Origin of the sequence: Pseudomonas sp. NFACC25, assembly GCF_900100935.1 — a bacterium.
GTDB lineage: Bacteria > Pseudomonadota > Gammaproteobacteria > Pseudomonadales > Pseudomonadaceae > Aquipseudomonas > Aquipseudomonas marginalis.
This window is the reverse complement of record NZ_FMUC01000001.1, coordinates 446333-464294: the sequence shown is the minus strand read 5'-3', so window position 1 is coordinate 464294 and position 17962 is coordinate 446333. Positions and strand designations below refer to the sequence as shown.

General features: G+C 62.1%; 13 protein-coding genes. 8 read left to right on the top strand and 5 right to left on the bottom strand.

Annotation, left to right across the window (positions count from 1 at the left end):
- Positions 1-390 precede the first annotated feature (390 nt).
- The 5 genes from BLQ09_RS02250 to BLQ09_RS02230 all read left to right on the top strand — a co-directional run bounded on the left by BLQ09_RS02250 (position 391) and on the right by BLQ09_RS02230 (position 6053).
- Positions 391-2217: a long-chain-acyl-CoA synthetase gene (locus BLQ09_RS02250; RefSeq protein WP_092355089.1), complete on the top strand. Its 1827-nt coding sequence runs from the start codon at positions 391-393 to the stop codon at positions 2215-2217.
- A 96-nt stretch (positions 2218-2313) separates the two neighbouring features.
- Positions 2314-2829: an ankyrin repeat domain-containing protein gene (locus BLQ09_RS02245; RefSeq protein ID WP_092355086.1), complete on the top strand. Its 516-nt coding sequence runs from the start codon at positions 2314-2316 to the stop codon at positions 2827-2829.
- Between the two features lie 41 nt (positions 2830-2870).
- Positions 2871-3401 carry a hypothetical protein gene (locus tag BLQ09_RS02240; protein WP_092355083.1) on the top strand — a complete coding sequence of 177 codons (531 nt, stop codon included), beginning with the start codon at positions 2871-2873 and terminating at the stop codon, positions 3399-3401.
- A gap of 67 nt (positions 3402-3468) precedes the next feature.
- Positions 3469-3660: a PLDc N-terminal domain-containing protein gene (locus tag BLQ09_RS02235; protein WP_003172956.1), complete on the top strand. Its 192-nt coding sequence runs from the start codon at positions 3469-3471 to the stop codon at positions 3658-3660.
- Positions 3661-3965: 305 nt separating this feature from the next.
- Positions 3966-6053, top strand: a complete 2088-nt coding sequence (locus tag BLQ09_RS02230; protein ID WP_065940494.1) for an LTA synthase family protein — start codon at positions 3966-3968, stop codon at positions 6051-6053.
- 68 nt (positions 6054-6121) lie between these two features.
- Here BLQ09_RS02230 and BLQ09_RS02225 read toward each other — a convergent pair whose 3' ends face one another.
- On the bottom strand, positions 6122-6274 hold the full coding sequence (locus BLQ09_RS02225) for a DUF3309 family protein (RefSeq protein ID WP_015885095.1): 153 nt from the start codon (positions 6272-6274) through the stop codon (positions 6122-6124).
- Between the two features lie 328 nt (positions 6275-6602).
- On the opposite strand from BLQ09_RS02225, the gene BLQ09_RS02220 reads away from it, so the two are divergent.
- Positions 6603-7418, top strand: coding sequence for an SDR family oxidoreductase (locus BLQ09_RS02220; protein ID WP_065940493.1), 816 nt, complete (start codon positions 6603-6605; stop codon positions 7416-7418).
- 127 nt (positions 7419-7545) lie between these two features.
- Positions 7546-7743 (top strand): carbon storage regulator CsrA, encoded by a 198-nt coding sequence (csrA, locus tag BLQ09_RS02215; RefSeq protein ID WP_092355080.1) that lies wholly within the window; start codon positions 7546-7548, stop codon positions 7741-7743.
- A 1-nt stretch (position 7744) separates the two neighbouring features.
- On the opposite strand, the gene BLQ09_RS02210 is transcribed toward csrA, so the two are convergent.
- The 4 genes from BLQ09_RS02210 to BLQ09_RS02195 form a co-directional block, all read right to left on the bottom strand.
- Positions 7745-7972, bottom strand: coding sequence for a YheU family protein (locus BLQ09_RS02210; protein ID WP_003236706.1), 228 nt, complete (start codon positions 7970-7972; stop codon positions 7745-7747).
- Positions 7973-8031: 59 nt separating this feature from the next.
- On the bottom strand, positions 8032-9216 hold the full coding sequence (locus BLQ09_RS02205) for an osmoprotectant NAGGN system M42 family peptidase (RefSeq protein ID WP_027603950.1): 1185 nt from the start codon (positions 9214-9216) through the stop codon (positions 8032-8034).
- 90 nt (positions 9217-9306) lie between these two features.
- Positions 9307-11055 (bottom strand): N-acetylglutaminylglutamine synthetase, encoded by a 1749-nt coding sequence (gene ngg / locus BLQ09_RS02200; protein WP_027603951.1) that lies wholly within the window; start codon positions 11053-11055, stop codon positions 9307-9309.
- 3 nt (positions 11056-11058) lie between these two features.
- Entirely contained in the window at positions 11059-12831 is a 1773-nt protein-coding gene (locus BLQ09_RS02195) for an N-acetylglutaminylglutamine amidotransferase (RefSeq protein ID WP_092355077.1), read from the bottom strand.
- Positions 12832-13141: 310 nt separating this feature from the next.
- On the opposite strand from BLQ09_RS02195, the gene BLQ09_RS02190 reads away from it, so the two are divergent.
- On the top strand, positions 13142-17962 hold the full coding sequence (locus BLQ09_RS02190; RefSeq protein ID WP_092355074.1) for an NEL-type E3 ubiquitin ligase domain-containing protein: 4821 nt from the start codon (positions 13142-13144) through the stop codon (positions 17960-17962).

Here is a 17962-nt window from a genome sequence, read left to right as displayed (position 1 = left end):
ATCAGCTCCGTTGGCTCAAGTTGGCAAGCATGGAGTGATAGGTGCAGTGATTGTGCCAGCTTATGATTTAAAAAATATCCTTATAAATCAATGGCTTGAAAATACAGTAGATTTTCGCTTTCGTGCAATTTGCATGAATGGCCATCATGCATCCTGCATTTTGCGTTACTCGATAGGATGGGGTTGGCGCCCCTGTACGGATAAAGACTACTCGCGGGCAGCTAAATTCCTTTTTTGAGCACCCACCCGACGGGATACAAAACTTTTCAAATCCCGCGTGTACAGCCGAAGAACGGCTGACGTATTTTCCTGCAATGCATTCGGCCTTCCTCTTACGGAGGTGTCGGTGCTTCGGGATCAGACGAAGAATAAGAAAAAGGACGTTTCTCCATGAGCCACCCGCACAACGACATGATCACCTGGGGCAAGCTGCTGAGTAAGGTGCCGGCCATCGTTCGCGCCCTGCCGCGCGTAGTGCGCGGCATGCGTGCCGCCAATGTCACCGACCCCGCGCAGCCTTGCGGGCTGGGCTGGCACTTTGAGCAAGCCACCCTGCGCAACCCCGACGGCAACGCATTGCTGTACGGCGACCGTGTGCTCAGCTACACCGACGCCAACCAGCGCGCCAACCGTATTGCCCACCACCTGCAAGTCGAGGGCATCGGCAAGGGGGACGTGGTGGCGCTGTTTATCGAAAACCGCCCCGAATTGCTCTTGAACGTGCTGGCCGTGGCCAAGCTGGGTGGCATCTGCGCGATGCTCAATACCGCGCAAACCCAGGCGGCGCTGGTGCACAGCCTGACCCTGGTGAGCCCGGCAGCCATTATTGTCGGCGCGGAACTGGTGGCCCCCTATGACGCGGTGCGCGATCAGGTGGCCATCGCGGCTGATCGAACCTGGTTCGTCGCCGATCAGCCGTCCAGCCTGGTGCCGCAGGGGTATATCGACCTGTTGGCGGCGAGCGCCGCGTGCCCGGTGGACAACCCGGCCAGCACTGCGCAGATCTTCTTCAACGACCCTTGCTTCTATATCTACACCTCCGGCACCACCGGCCTGCCCAAGGCCGGCATCATGAAACACGGCCGCTGGACCAAGACTGCCGTCAGCTTCGGCAGCATCGCGCTGGACATGGGCCCTGACGACGTCCTGTATTGCACCTTGCCGCTGTACCACGCCACCGGCCTTTGCGTGTGTTGGGGCTCGGCGATTGTCGGGGCCTCGGGCTTCGCCATTCGCCGCAAGTTCAGCGCCAGCCAGTTCTGGGACGATGCGCGCCGATTCAAGGCGACCACCCTCGGCTATGTCGGTGAGTTGTGTCGTTACCTGCTCGACCAGCCACCCGGCGAAAACGATCGTGATAACCGTGTGACCAAGATGGTCGGCAATGGCTTGCGCCCCGGCGTGTGGGCGCAGTTCAAGGCACGCTATGGCGTGGAGCATATCTGTGAGCTGTACGCGGCCAGTGACGGCAATATCGGTTTTACCAACGTGCTGAATTTCGACAACACCATCGGCTTCTGCCTCCAGCACTGGGCGCTGGTGGACTACGCCCATGACAACGGTGAGCCGCTGCGTGGCAGCGATGGCTTTATGCGTAAAGTCCCCACGGGCGGGCAGGGCCTGTTGTTGGCGAGGATCGATGAAAAATCCCCCTTCGACGGCTACACCGACCCGGAAAAGAATCGCAAGGTGGTACTCACCGACGTGTTTGAAAAAGGTGATCGCTACTTCAATACCGGCGATTTGTTGCGCAGCATCGGCTTTGGCCATGCGCAATTTGTGGATCGCCTGGGGGACACCTATCGCTGGAAAGGTGAAAACGTGTCCACCACCGAGGTCGAGAACGTCCTGCTGCAACACCCGCAGATCGCCGAAGTAGTGGCTTATGGCGTCGAGATCGAAAACACCAATGGCCGCGCGGGCATGGTCGCCATCACCCCGAGTGAATCCCTGGCCGCGCTGGACATGCGCGAGCTGCTGCAATTCGCCCACGGCCAGTTGCCCCACTATGCGGTGCCGCTCTTCCTGCGGATCAAGGTCAAGATGGAAACCACCGGTACCTTCAAGTACCAGAAGGTCAAGCTCAAGGAAGAAGCCTTTGATCCGGACAAGGCCGGCAATGACCCGGTGTATGCCTGGCTGCCGGGGTCGGACTGCTATGTGCCGGTCACCGGGCAACTGTTGGCGCAGATCCAGGGCGGCCAGTTCCGCTATTGATTCTGTCTATGGCCGCTTTTGCTAAAAAGGGCATGACAGTGGGGAACTCCCTCGCGACACTGGCGGCCTATAAAGCACCAGACAAGGAGCCCCCACATGTCAGACCAAGCCAAACAAATGACTGAAGACGAAGCCGCCGAATTTGCCGAGCAGGTCTTCGACGTCGCCCGCAAAGGCGACGCCGCCATGCTCGCCGCGCTCCTGGCCAAAGGCTTGCCGGCCAACTTTCGCAACCACAACGGCGATACCTTGCTGATGCTGTCTGCCTACCACGGCCATGCCGAAGCGGTAAAAGTGCTGCTGGAGTTCAAGGCCGACCCGCTGATCGCCAATGACAAGAACCAGTTGCCCATCGCTGGCGCTGCCTTCAAGGGCCACTTGCCGGTGGTCAAGGCGCTGATTGAAGGGGGCACGCCAATCGAGGCCGCCTCGTCCGACGGGCGTACCGCCCTGATGATGGCCGCCATGTTCAACCGCGTCGAGATGCTCGACTACCTGCTCAGCCAAGGCGCCAACCCCAAGGTCACCGATGCCCAGGGCGCGACTGCGCTGGCGGCGGCGCAGACCATGGGGGCGAAGGACACGGCGGCGCAGTTGGAGAAACTGGTGTAGGCTGTGCGCCCTCAAAAACCAGCCCGCTACAGGATCACCCCATGAAAACCGCCCTCGTCGAACTTATCAGTAAAATCAGCGCCGGGGTCATGGGCGAGGACGAGGTGGCGCGCATTGCCGAAGAGGCCGCCCAAGCCTACGCCGACCCGGCGGCCTTCCTGGCGGCCAACCCGGATATCAACTACGACGACAGCTTTCCGATCCCGCTGGGGGAGTGGGTAGTGGTCGGCAGCCTGCCGGATACCGTGCTGTTCCAGGCCGATACCTATGGCGACCTGTTTGCGCAGATCGTCGCGTCGTTCGGCCCGGGTGTGGCGTTCAACCTCAAACCCAAGCAACTGGCCAAGACTGATAGTCTCACCGCCCTCAACCGTATCCAGATCCAGATGAGCGCCCTGAGCCCGGAAGACGGCGGTTATGTGCTGCTCAACTTCAGCCAGTTGCTGGACGACGAGATCCAGGCGGTGCTGGTGTTCGGCAATGACCTGCCGCGCGTGCTGGCGTTGTGTGCCGAAGTCGGCATCCAGGCCGAGCCATCCCTGGAAGCGCTGAAGGTCGCCGTGCACGTCTGAAATAAAACGGAACCCCGGCCAGGGCTGGCTATCCTACAAGGGCATGCCCTCACTTAGGAGCGACACCATGGGTTCCACTTTCAACGGTCTGATCGGGCTGATTATCCTGGCGCTGGATATCTGGGCGATCATCAATGTGTTCAAAAGCGGCGCAAGCACCGGGGCCAAGGTGTTGTGGATCCTGTTGATCCTGCTGCTGCCGGTACTGGGCCTGATCATCTGGGCTATCGCCGGGCCGCGCGGCAACGTGCGCATCTGACCCCCCCCCCCGCACTCAATTTGGAGTGGGCACAGTAAATGTGGGAGGGAGCAAGCCCCTCCCACATTGGTTTTCAGCGCGCTCCAGAGATTTGTGTGTCGAAATATTCGCTGCACACAATTTTCACATCTTATCCAAGACAATCCGCCGGCTCTATCTCCCTGCCAAGGCCCTGCCTCAGGTGCTTTTAAAGGCGGCGCAGCGGTGCTCGTTCAGTAATTAATAGCCTTGATGGCATTGATCGGGCACCATTCGCGCCACTGCATTACTTCGTCACTTAAACTTCCAATGGGTCCTGAAACGACATGGCAAACCCGGACGCCCTGAGTCAGCAGCGAGCTTCTAATCGCCTGCTGCAACCGACCGTCAAATCCCATCTGGCGTACACGCTGCTCTGCGCACTGGTCATGATGGTGATGTTCTCCCTGCTGCGCCTGGCGCTGCTGGTCTACAACCGCGAGATGATCCTCGACACGCCGGCCTCGACCTTCCTTGAAGCGTTCGCCAACGGCCTGCGTTTTGACATCCGCCTGGTGGTCTACCTGCTGATCCCGCTGCTGCTGGCACTGTTCAGCGTACGGGCCATGGCCGCGCGTGGGTTATTCCGCTTCTGGCTGACCCTTGCGTCCAGCATCGCCCTGTTCCTGGGCTTGATGGAGATGGACTTCTACCGCGAGTTCCACCAGCGCCTCAACGGCCTGGTCTTCCAGTATGTGAAGGAAGACCCGAAAACCGTGATGAGCATGCTCTGGTACGGTTTCCCGGTGGTGCGCTACCTGCTGGCCTGGGCCGTGGGCACGCTGATCCTGAGCATCGCGTTCAAAGGCGCCGACCGCGCGACGCGCCCACGTGGCCCGTTCAGTGGTGGCAGCATCGGCACGCGCCAGGTGGCGCCGTGGTACAGCCGCATCGCGGTGTTCGTCGTGTGCCTGCTGATCGCCGTGGTTGCCGCCCGTGGCACCCTGCGCCAGGGCCCGCCGCTGCGTTGGGGCGACGTGTACACCACCGATTCGAACTTCGCCAACCAGTTGGGCCTCAATGGCACCTTGTCGCTGATCGCGGCGGCCAAGGCCCGGTTCGGTGAGGACCGCTCCAACATCTGGAAGGCGACCCTGGACCAGCCGCTGGCCACCCAGACCGTGCGTGACATGCTGGTGCTGCCACAGGAAAAACTGGTCGATACCGACATCGCCGCCGTACGCCGCGACTACACGCCACCGGCCGAGAAGACCCTGCCGATCAAGAACGTGGTCGTGATCCTGATGGAAAGCTTCGCCGGTCACTCGGTCGGCGCCTTGGGGCGTCCCGGCAACATCACGCCATCCTTCGACAAATTGTCCAAGGAAGGCCTGCTGTTCGACCGTTTCTTCTCCAACGGCACCCATACCCACCAGGGTATGTTCGCCACCATGGCCTGCTTCCCGAACCTGCCAGGCTTTGAATACCTGATGCAGACCCCGGAAGGCAGCCACAAGCTGTCGGGCCTGCCGCAGTTGCTCAGCGCCCGTGATTTCAACGACGTGTATGTCTACAACGGTGACTTCGCCTGGGACAACCAGTCGGGCTTCTTCAGCAACCAGGGCATGACCAACTTCATCGGCCGCAACGACTTCGTCGACCCGGTGTTCTCCGACCCAACCTGGGGCGTGTCCGACCAGGACATGTTCAACCGTGGCCTGGAAGAGTTGAAGGCCCGTGAAGGCGGCAAGCCGTTCTACGCACTCCTGCAAACCCTGTCCAACCACACGCCGTACGCGTTGCCGACGCCATTGCCGGTGGAGAAAGTCACCGACCGTGGCAGCCTCAACGAGCATTTGACGGCCATGCGTTACTCCGACTGGGCCCTGGGCCAGTTCTTTGAAAAGGCCCGCAAGGAGCCGTACTTCAAGGAAACCCTGTTCGTGATCGTGGGCGACCACGGCTTCGGCAACGAACAGCAGATCACCGAGATGGACCTGGGCCGCTTCAACGTGCCGATGCTGATGATTGCACCGGGCATGCAGGAGAAGTTCGGCGAGCGTGACCACACCGTGGGCACCCAGATCGACATCGTGCCGACCATCATGGGCCGCCTGGGTGGCGACACCCTGCACCAATGCTGGGGCCGCGACCTGCTGAACCTGCCGGAAGGCGACAAGGGCTTTGGCGTGATCAAGCCATCGGGCAGCGACCAGACCGTGGCCTTGGTCACCGCAGACCGCATTCTGGTACTGCCCAAGGAAATGCCACCGAAGCTGTGGCAATACGAACTGGGCGCCAACCCGAGCGGTAAAGTGATTGCCGAATCGCCGGACGAGGCTGCACTCAAGCAGAAACTCGAAGCGTTCCTGCAAACCGCGACCAAGAGTTTGCTGGATAACACCGCAGGCGTTGTAAACGGTAAGCCGGACTAATTAACCGGCAATAAAAAAGAGGCCTTTTTCAAGGCCTCTTTTTTTGCTTCGTTATTACCGCGGGGCGGTTATATCCGGCCCAGCAACAACAGGACCAGCAGCACCACCAGCACCACACCGAGGATACCCGACGGGCCATAACCCCAATTACGCGAGTGCGGGAATACCGGCAGGCCGCCGACCAGCAGGAGGATCAAGATAATGATCAGAATGAGGCTCATGGTTTTTTCCTTATTGTCTTTCTGCAAAGACCGGTTGTTTAACGATAGGCCTGCAGAGTTAATTACAGACGCCTTAACTACTCCGACTCTGGTGCTTCGCAGAAAATTCCATGTTTTTTTAAAGCATTTCGATCAGTCGCTTATTTCTTTTAATTCGCGCTCATCCAGCACTTATTAGTTGAAAAACATTGAACTTAGGCGGACGGCAGGTATCCGACCCGGCCCACGGTTTGCCTGGGGCATTCATCACTCTGATGGTGCGTGGGTGCAGGAAAAACCTTCGCTACACTGCCGATCACTTCTTCTGTGAACCACAAGGCTACTTCCTATGCAAAATCGCATGATGATCACTGGCGCCGGGTCCGGCCTGGGTCGTGAAATCGCTCTGCGCTGGGCCCGTGAGGGTTGGCAGTTGGCCTTGTCGGACGTCAGCGAGCCAGGCTTGCAGGACACCCTGAAGCGCGTGCGTGAAGCCGGTGGCGATGGCTTTATCCAGCGCTGCGACGTGCGCGACTACAGCCAGCTCACGGCGTTTGCCCAGGCCTGCGAAGTGAAGCTGGGCGGCATCGATGTGATCGTCAACAATGCCGGCGTGGCCTCGGGCGGTTTCTTTGCCGAACTGTCCCTGGAGGACTGGGACTGGCAGATCGCAATCAACCTGATGGGCGTGGTCAAGGGCTGCAAGGCGTTCCTGCCGCTGCTGGAAAAGAGCAAGGGCCGCATCATCAACATCGCCTCGATGGCGGCCCTGATGCAGGGGCCGGCCATGAGCAACTACAACGTGGCCAAGGCCGGTGTGGTGGCGCTGTCGGAGAGTTTGCTGGTGGAGCTCAAGCAGCAGGAAGTCGGCGTGCACGTGGTGTGCCCGTCGTTCTTCCAGACCAACCTGTTGGATTCGTTTCGTGGGCCCACACCGGCGATGAAGGCGCAGGTCGGCAAGTTGTTGGAGAGTTCGCCGATCTCGGCGGCGGACATTGCCGACTACATCTACCAGCGTGTGGCGCAGGGCGAATTCATGATCCTGCCCCATGAGCAGGGGCGGATGGCGTGGGCCTTGAAGCAGAAGAACCCGCAGTTGCTCTATGACGAAATGACCACCATGGCCGACAAGATGCGCGCCAAGGCACAGGCTGTTAAGGGCTGATCAGGCAGTAGTCTGTCAGGCAATTTACCTGCATATGTAGGTGTTGCCTGATTTTGCCGCGAGGCATTGCTGCGCCCACACCCAGCGCGCATGGTCGGGGTCCTGTCATTCAATAAGGACAACCGCCATGCTGGTCTTAAGCCGCGCCGTAGGCGAAATCATCGCCATCGGTGATGACATCACCGTGCGCATTCTCGAGCTGAATGGTAATCAGGTGAAATTTGGTGTTGTTGCGCCCGTCGGGGTGCATGTCCATCGTGCCGAGGTCCACCAAAAGATCCTCAAGCGTCAAACCCCGCAATCCCAAACCGCCACCAACCCCTGAGTCAGTCGAACAGATGCTTGGGCACATCGTGCTTGAGCATCAACTGGCACTGCTCGCTGTCCGGGTCGAACACAATCAGCGCCTGGCCCTTGGTCAGCGCCTGGCGCACCCGCAGCACGCGGGTTTCCAGGGGCGTGTCGTCACCATTGTCGGTGCCGTCGCGGGTCACGAAGTCTTCGATAAGGCGGGTCAGGGTGTCGACTTCAAGTGCATCGTAGGGAATCAGCATACAAGCCTCAGATGATGGATCCCGGCGATCCTACTGCGCCGGGACCGCAGTTGCCAGCGTCAGGACTTCTGGCCGACCAGGCTGTCCACCGACGGCACACGCGTGTCGCTCTCCATCTGCGTTTCGTGCTCGATCTGATGGCTGAACCGGTCCAGTGAGCCCTGGGCCGGTTGTGCGTCACTGGCGAACACCGGCGGGCTGAGGATATACGCGCCCAACAGCCGGCTCAGCGCCGCCAGGCTGTCGATATGGGTGCGCTCATAACCATGGGTCGCATCGCAACCGAACGCCAGCAGCGCGGTGCGGATGTCGTGGCCGGCCGTCACCGCCGAATGGGCATCGCTGAAGTAATAGCGGAACAGGTCGCGGCGCACGGGCAAGTCGTTATCCGAGGCCAGGCGCAGCAGGTGGCGGGAGAGGTGATAGTCATACGGCCCGCCGGAATCCTGCATGGCCACACTGACCGCGTGCTCGCTGGAGTGCTGGCCGGGGGCGACCGGGGCGATATCGATACCGACAAACTCACTCACATCCCAGGGCAAAGCCGCCGCGGCGCCGCTGCCGGTTTCCTCGGTGATGGTGAACAGCGGGTGGCAGTCGATCAACAACGGTTCGCCGCTGTCGACGATGGCCTTGAGCGCAGCCAACAGCGCGGCGACGCCGGCTTTATCGTCCAGGTGGCGGGCACTGATATGCCCGCTCTCGGTGAACTCGGGCAAGGGGTCGAACGCCACGTAGTCACCGATGCCGATCCCCAGGGAATCGCAATCGGCGCGGGTGGCGCAGTAGGCATCCAGGCGCAATTCCACATGGTCCCAGCTCACCGGCATTTCATCCACGGCGGTGTTGAACGCGTGCCCGGAGGCCATCAACGGCAACACGCTGCCACGGATCACACCGTTGTCGGTAAACAGGCTGACGCGGCTGCCCTCGGCAAAGCGGCTCGACCAGCAGCCGACGGGCGCGAGGGTCAGGCGGCCGTTGTCCTTGATCGCGCGCACGGCGGCGCCGATGGTGTCCAGGTGCGCGGACACCGCGCGGTCGGGGCTGTTTTTCTGGCCCTTGAGGGTGGCGCGAATCGTGCCGCGCCGGGTCATTTCAAACGGGATGCCCAGCTCTTCCAGGCGCTCGGCGACGTAGCGCACGATGGTGTCGGTAAACCCGGTGGGGCTGGGAATGGCGAGCATTTCCAGCAGGACTTTTTGCAGGTAGTTGAGATCCGGTTCGGGGATGGTTCGGCTCATGAAGACTCCTGATGAAATAAGTGAAATTCTTTGGCCAGTGGGGCTGTTGTGGCCAAGGGGCTTGTTGTGGCAAGCCCGCTCACCACAGGGTTATTGAGCTGTCGGCTGGCTATGGGGGAATAGCAGGTCCACAAACTTCTCCGCCGTCGGCTGCGGTTCATGGTTGGCCAGGCCGGCCCGTTCGTTGGCTTCGATAAAGACGTACTCGGGTTGATCGGCCGCAGCCACCATCAGGTCCAGGCCCACCATGGGGATATCCAGGGCGCGGGCGGCGCGCACGGCGGCGTCCACCAGGGTCGGATGGAGGATCGCGGTGACGTCCTCCAGGCAGCCGCCGGTGTGCAGGTTGGCGGTGCGGCGCACGGCCAGGGTCTGGCCACGGGGCAGGATGCTGCTGTAGTCGTAGCCGGCGGCGTGCAGGGTGCGTTCGGTTTCTGCATCCACGGGGATTTTGCTTTCGCCGTCGGTGGCCGCCTGCCGGCGTCGGCTCTGGGCCTCGATCAGCGCACCAATGGAATGCTGGCCGTCACCGGTCACTTCGGCAGGGCGGCGAATCGCAGCGGCGACCACCTCGAAGCCGATCACCAGGATGCGCAGGTCCAGGCCTTGGTGGAAGCTCTCCAGCAACACGCGGCTGTCGAACTGGCGCGCGGCTTCGATTGCCTGCTGCACCTCTTCAATGCTCTGCAGATCCACCGCCACGCCCTGGCCTTGCTCGCCATCGAGCGGCTTGACCACGACGCGCTGGTGTTCGTCGAGGAACTCCAGGTTGTCATCGGCGCTGCCCGCCAGTTGTTGCGCAGGCAGTTTCAAGCCCGCGGCTTTCAACACCTTGTGGGTGAGGCTCTTGTCCTGGCACAGGGTCATGCTGATCGCGCTGGTCAGGTCGCTCAGCGACTCGCGGCAGCGCACGCGGCGGCCACCATGGCTGAGGGTGAACAAACCGGCATCGGCGTCATCCACCTGCACATCGATGCCGCGTCGATGGGCCTCTTCGACAATGATCCGCGCATACGGGTTGAACCCCGCCTGGGGTCCGGGGCCGAGGAACAGCGGCTGGTTGATACCGTTCTTGCGCTTGATCGCAAAGGTGGTCAGGGCACGGAAGCCGAGCTTGGCGTAGAGGTTCTTGGCCTGGCGATTATCGTGCAGCACCGACAGGTCGAGATAGCTCAGGCCACGGCTCATAAAGTGCTCCACCAGGTGGCGCACCAGCACTTCGCCCACACCGGGGCGTGTGCACAGCGGGTCGACCGCCAGGCACCACAGGCTGCAACCGTTTTCCGGGTCGTGGAAGGCTTTCTGGTGATTGAGGCCCATCACGCTGCCGATCACCGCGCCACTGTCTTCGTCCTCGGCCAGCCAGTACACCGGGCCGCCTTCATGGCGCGGTGTCAGGCGTTCGGCGTCGACCGGCAGCATGCCGCGGCCTTGATACAACTGGTTGACCGCCAGCCAATCGGCCTCGCTCTGCACCCGGCGAATCCGAAAGCCGCGAAACACACGGGTGGCCGGGCGGTAGTCGCTGAACCACAGGCGCAGGGTGTCGGATGGGTCGAGGAACAACTGCTGCGGATCTATGCCGAGGATCTGCTGGGGCGCGGCCACATACAGCGCGATATCGCGCTCGCCGGGCTGTTCGTTGAGCAGTTCCTGGGCCAGGCTCGCCGGGTCCGGGAAGGTATGGCCGATCAACAACCGGCCCCAGCCGCAATGCACGGCGATCGGCTCGGCGGCCAATGGGCTGCCATCTTCGGCCAGACGCGCTTGCAGGCGCTCGTAGGTCGGCGCCTGGCCCTTCAACAAGCGTTGGCTGTAAGCCGCTGCATGGGGTTTCATCAATCAGATTCCTTGTTCGCTGAGCCACAGGTTCAGCGCGGCCAGTTGCCACAGCTTCGAGCCGCGCAACGGGGTCAATTGACCCTGCGGGTCGGTGAGCAGGCGGTCGAGCATGGCCGGGTTGAACAGGCCGCGATCCTGGCTTGGGTCCAGCAGCAGTTCGCGCACCCAATTCAGGGTGTCGCCCTGCAAGTGCTTGAGGCCCGGTACCGGGAAGTAGCCTTTCTTGCGGTCGATGACTTCGCTCGGAATCACCCGGCGCGCGGCCTCTTTCAACACCTGCTTGCCACCGTCGGGCAATTTGAATTTACCCGGTACACGGGCCGACAGTTCCACCAGGCGGTAGTCGAGGAAGGGCGTGCGCGCTTCCAGGCCCCAGGCCATGGTCATGTTGTCGACGCGTTTGACCGGGTCATCCACCAGCATCACCGTGCTGTCCAGGCGCAGGGCCTTGTCCACGGCGGCGTCCGCGCCGGGCATGGCGAAATGCTCGCGCACGAAGTCGCCGGCGGCGTCGTTGGCGGTCAGCCATTTCGGTGCGACGGTGGCGGCGTAATCATCGTAGCTGCGGTCGAAGAACGCCTCGCGATAAGCCGCATACGGGTCGCTCGCGCCGTCGACCTGCGGGTACCAGTGGTAACCGGCGAACAACTCATCGGCGCCCTGGCCGCTCTGCACCACCTTGCAATGCTTGGCCACTTCCCGCGACAGCAGGTAGAAGGCGATGCAGTCATGGCTGACCATCGGCTCGCTCATGGCGCGGAACGCCGCCGGCAGTTGTTCGATGATCTCGTGTTCGGCAATGCGCAGTTGGTGATGACGGGTACCGTAGTGCTTGGCGATCAGGTCCGAATACTGGAACTCGTCGCCACGCTCGCCACCGGCGTCTTCAAAACCGATGGAGAAGGTCGACAGGTCCTGCACGCCCACTTCACGCAGCAGGCCGACGAGCATGCTCGAGTCGACGCCGCCGGAAAGCAGTACGCCGACATCCACTGCGGCCCGTTGACGGATGGCCACGGCTTCGCGGGTGCTGTCCAACACGCGGTCGGTCCAGTCTTCCAGGCTCAGGTTTTTTTCATCTTCATGGGGGCCGTAGGGCAGGGTCCACCAGGTTTTCTGCTCGGTGTTGCCTTCGGCATCGATGCGCATCCAGGAGGCCGGCGGCAGTTTTTCAATGCCCGCCAGCAAGGTGCGCGGAGCAGGCACGACGGCATGGAAATTCAAGTAGTGATTGAGCGCCACCGGATCTAGGATCGGGTTGATATCACCGCCCTTGAGCAGCGCCGGCAAGGCCGAGGCAAAGCGCAGGCGCTGGCCGGTGCGCGACAGGTACAACGGCTTCACGCCGAGACGGTCACGGGCGATGAACAGGCGCTGGGCATCGCGCTCCCAGACGGCAAAGGCAAACATGCCGTTGAGCTTGGGCAGCAGCGCTTCGCCCCAGGCGTGGTAGCCCTTGAGCAGCACTTCGGTGTCGCCGCCGGAATAGAACGCGTAGCCGAGGGCTTCAAGCTCCTGGCGCAATTCCGGAAAGTTATAGATCGCGCCGTTGAACGCCAGGGACAGGCCCAGTTGGGCGTCGACCATCGGTTGGGCGGAGCCGTCCGACAGGTCCATGATTTTCAGGCGCCGATGACCCAGGGCAATCGGCCCTTGGGCATGGAAGCCCCACGCGTCAGGGCCACGTGGGGCCAAATGATGGGTAATTCGCTCCACCGCTGCGAGGTCCGCAGGTTGGTGATCGAAACGTAACTCGCCAGCTAATCCGCACATAGGTTCCTTACCGGTTTTTCCGTTGGGGAGGGATAGAAAGACCCGCACCAAAAGGGCGGGTACCTAGGGACTGACCCGAGGCTATACGCGGAGTTTTAGATCAATAAGTTATATGGCAAACCGCCGCCCCCCATTCGGAACACCCCAGCAGCCTGTGCGGCGTGGGTGAAAGGGGCGGTACTTAAGTCGAGGTGAGATGCAAAAAATCGACGGTTACGAGGGCTGATCCTGCAGCTATTTGAACCCTTTTGCGCGATCGCAGCGCTTATCGTCTGGCGTCATTGTTCAACGCGATAAAGGAACATTGCGAATGACGCAAACCACTGATTTGACCCAGGCGCTCGAGCCGGTGCCCCACGACCAATTGATGGCGGCCCTGCTGAATATCACCGGCGACCTGGATAAAGCGCAGGTCTTGCACGACACGCTGCCGGCCTGGTTGGTCAAGGCCGACTCCCATGTACTGCAGGCCATCGAGCAGGCGTATGCCGACAGCGAGCGCCCCCGTGAAACCCTGCACCGATTGCTGAACCGTCTGCAACCGCTGGATAAATTCTGTGCCGGACGGCTCAGGGCATTCCTGGACGACAAGGGGCATGGGGGCCTGGACATCGAAAACGACACCCTGGAAATCCCCCGGCGCTCGTTCAGCGGTGTCAGCCAGGACCTGGGCGGCCAGATGATTGAGACCGTCAATCTGGAGAAGCACAGCCTGCTGCAAGCGGCCATGCAGAATTTCTCCCAGGCGGCTGCCGAGCCAGGCGGCTCGCCGACCACTGCCGTGGTGCGCATCGGCCCGATGCGCCAAGTTGCGCAAACCCTCAGTGCCCAGGCCTTTATCGGCTACTGCCGCGAGCTGAACCTGGGAGAGGCCTATCAGACCCATGTGCGCGAAGTGTTCAACCTGGTGGCACCCGACCAGGACTTCAATCCTTCGGTGGCGCAGGTCGGCCAATCCCGCTGCGTGGACATGCAGATCGACCTGCATCTGGCCCATGCCAAGGGCGATATCGATGCACCGACCCGCGCGTTGCTGCTGGGTCTGGTCAAGGCGGATATGCCCGCCAGGGACATCCGGCAATTGTGGTTCAACCAGCAGCCGCTGACCTGGCAAGGCCTGAACATCGACGGCGCCTGCCTGTGGGGGGTATTGGTGTTTTCCAGTGCATCGGCCGAAGGGTTCTCCAGCGGCCCGATCGTGGTGTATATGCCCAACGAGCCCGTGCGGCCGTGGTACCGCTATGAATCACTGGAGCATTTCAAGCTCTACCTCACCCTCAAGCTTCACGTCAGTACCTATCGTGATTTCTTCAAGGGTTACCTGGACGAGTCCGAGCGTTTCGGTTTTTTCGAGCGTTTTGACCAGGAGGCAATCGTCGTGCGGGTGACGCCGCTCCCGGTCACAGGCAAGTTGTCGACATTCTTTTTCAATGCCTGCGTTGGCAAGATCCAGCTGGATGCGCAGGTATTGGCGGTTCCCAATGCCCAGGCCGATGACGACGCGCGTCGCAAGCGTATCCAGGATTACCTGGATGTCGGCTTGACGGTGCTCAACGTCGCCGGGTTCGTGGTACCGGTGGTGGGCCAACTGATGACCGGCGTGGCCGTTGGGCAGTTGCTTGGCGAGGTGTTCGAGGGGGTGGATGACTGGCTGCACCATGACAAGCTCGGCGCCCTCAGGCACCTGACGAACATCGCGGAAAACCTCGCTGCCATGGCGTTGTTCGCCGCGGGTACGAAAGTGGTGGGCCGGCTGTGGCGAACCACGCCGTCGGCGGCGGGGTTCTACGACAGCCTCGAAGCCGTGCGGCTGCCCGACAAGACCACGCGCTTATGGCGCAGTCGTACCGAGCCGTATCGCCACACCGTCTCGCTCGAAGGCACAGTGGCCAGCCCCCGTGGGGTCTACCAGCTCAATGGCCAGTCCTATGTGAATGTCGACGGGGCGCTGTATTCGATTGTCTTTGACGCCCGCACCGGGCGCTGGCGAGCCCGGCATCCGCAGCGGGATTCGGCCTATCGGCCGCCCTTGACCCACAACTACCAGGGCGGCTGGCAGTTCTCGTTCGAGCAGGCGGATGAATGGCGCAGCCCTGACTATATCCTGGGGCGGCTGGACCCCAGTCTCAGCGTTTTCCCGGCCGGACACCTGAAGGATATCGCCGCTATCACCGGCTCGACCTTGCCGCGTTTGCAGCAACTGGCCAGGCAGAACCTGCCGCTGCCGGAGCGGCTGCGCGATTGTGCGCTGCGGTTCAAGCTGAACCAGGGGGTTCGCGACCTGATCTGGCAAATGGAGCATCAAGCCCCGCTTAATGCGGCCACCACCCGTGTACAGATGCTGGCCCTGCCGCTGATGGACGGGTGGCCCCGTGGGCGTTTTTTCGAACTGCTCGACGACGAGGGCTACCTGCTTGAGCGCCATCCAGATACCGCGCCGTTCGATTACGAGGACTTGAGCATCCACCTCACCACGCAACAACTGCGGAACGGACAGATCCTGCCCACCTTGCTGGCCGCCCTCGACTCCGAGGAAACCGCGCAATTGCTCGGGGGCACCTTCCACGCCGACGAAGCGCAAGCGGCCCTGGCGCGGCGTCTCACCGCCTCGCTCAAGACCACCCATCAGGCGGTCTATGAGCGGCTGCGCATGGATGCCGATTTCATCGATCAGACCGATCACGGCCAGCTCAAGCAGCGCTTGCCGCAATTGCCGATCCGGGTGGCCTGGGAGGTCATGACCCAGGCCTCCACGGCGGAGCGCTGGCACTTGCGTCATACCGGGCGTGTGCCGCTGCGGGTCAGCCAATGGGCCCGGGAAGCCCTGGAAGCGCTGGAGGAAGACGCCGCCCTGGCCGGCCTGTACTTGCCGGAGCTGGCCACCGATGCGACACGGCGCGTGGCCACCGGGTTGCTGCAACGGGTTCCAGGCTGGCCCGGGGATCTGTTCTTGCAGGTACGCCGCGAAAGCGTACAGGGCACTGTCCTGGGCCAGGTGGGCCACGCAGACGCTGATATGAGGCGCATCGTGGTGCAGTCGGCCAAGGGCTTTCGCGCCCACGATGGGCAAGGTAAGGCCTTGGGCGCGTTGGCCGGCGGGTCGGAAGGTTTCTACGAGGCGTTGCTCAACAGTTTGCCTGCCGCCCAACGCGACGCGCTGCGCCTGACCGCGAGCGGCAGGGCCAGCCAGCTGCGGCATGCATTGATTGGCAAGGCGCAGGATGAACGCAATCGCATCGGCCGTTACTTATGGCCCGAGCGCGCGGTACCCGAGGAGCCGGCCCTGTCGTGCGTGCAAGGCTCGCCGCCTGCGCCGCCTCCACAGCCTGCGGGCTTGATGCGCAAGGCTCGCAAACTCTTCCCGTTATTCGATGACCGGCGCCTGTCGACCTTCCTGCAGGACTTGGGCACCGATCACCTGTCCCGGGCCAAAGCCGTGCGCACCCTTGAGCAGCACTATGAGGCACTGCAGCGGGCGTTGAGGCTGTGGGCCAAGGACAAACCGGCGCAGCCCTACTCGGACATTGCGCTGCAAGACTACCGCCTGGCGCGACACCAGGCCGCTCGGGCCATCGAGCGTTGTTGGCAATATGCGTCGCTGGCGCCGGATGAACACCATCAGAAAGTGCCGAGCCTGTCCCTGGACGGCATGGCCATCGGGGCGTTGCCGACCTTGCCGGCGCACGTGCAGTTCGAGCATGTCCGGCAATTGTCATTGAAACGCATGGGGCTCAACGATGACGTTGCGTATTTCCTCAAGCACTTCAAGGGGCTGCGCAGCCTGGCGTTGAACGGCAATCGGCTGACGCGGCTGCCGGAAGTGCTCCAGCACATGCCGTGGCTCAGGCAGCTGTACATGGCCGATAACCACCTGCAACTGACCGAGTACACCCGCACCAAACTCGCGGACCTGAAGAGCCTGGTCGTGCTCGACCTGAGCAACAATCCCCTGGTGGACCCGCCCGTCGTCAACAAGATGTTCGAATTGCGCAACCTGATGCTGCGCAACTGCCGGCTGACCAGTCTGCCCACCGGCTTTACCCGCGTTCCGTACCTGGAGCAACTCGACCTGCGGGACAATGACATCGCCAGTTTGCCGGCATGGTTGTTCAATGCGCCGCGTGAGCACACCGAAGTCATCAACGTGCGGCATAACCCTCTGGACGCCAGCACTCGTCAGGCCTTGAACCGTTACCGGGACACCATCGGCGTGGGCATGGGCTTCGTTGAGGATGACATTGCGCGACTCAACGAGCAGACCGCCCGGGAGCTGTGGCTGGGCGATGAATACGCGACACACTTCGCCGAAAAGGCCGAGACCTGGCAGGGGCTCAAGGATGAGCCCGGCTCCGACGGCCTGTTCAAATTGCTGGCCGGCCTGGGGGGCGCCGCCGACACCAGCCACGTGCGCGAGGACATGAACCGCCGCATCTGGCGCGTGTTGGAGGCGGCCGCTGCCGATACCCGACTGCGGGCCGAGATTTTCGAGCGCGCGGCCACGCCGTTGAACTGTGATGACGCCGCTGCCGTGAGCTTCAGCGACCTGGAGGTGCTGGTTGAAATCCACGAGGCCTCGCAGCGGGTGGAGGGCGGCAGGGTCACGGCCAAGCCGCTGCTCAGGTTGGCCAGGGGCTTGTTTCGTCTCGACCGCCTGGAGTCCATGGCCAGCCGACACAGCGCCGAGCATCCGATGCTCGACCCGCTGGAGGTCAGCCTGGCTTATCGCACCGGGCTGGTGGAGCGCTTTCATTTGCCCGGGCAGCCCCGGCATATGCGCTTTGCCAGCCTGGCCGGGGTGACCGAGCACATGCTGGAGGTTGCCGAAGCGCAGTTGAAGGAGGCCGAGCTTTCCCCGCAACTGCTGAACTATATGGTGAAGCTGCCATTCTGGAGCAGTTACCTGAGGCGCACCCATGGCGGTTCGTTCGACACCCTGACCCAGCCTTTTGGCGATCGCATGGAAGCGGTGTGGGCGCAAAGGGAAACCTTGGGTGACGCTGACTATCACACCCAGATGGGCGCGATCCAGAGCGCGCGGGAAAGCGCCGAACTCGTCGAGCTCAAACGCCTGACCCAGGAGGCGTTGAGGCTCGATGAGCTGGGCACCTGCCAATTGCCACCGGCAGGTTGA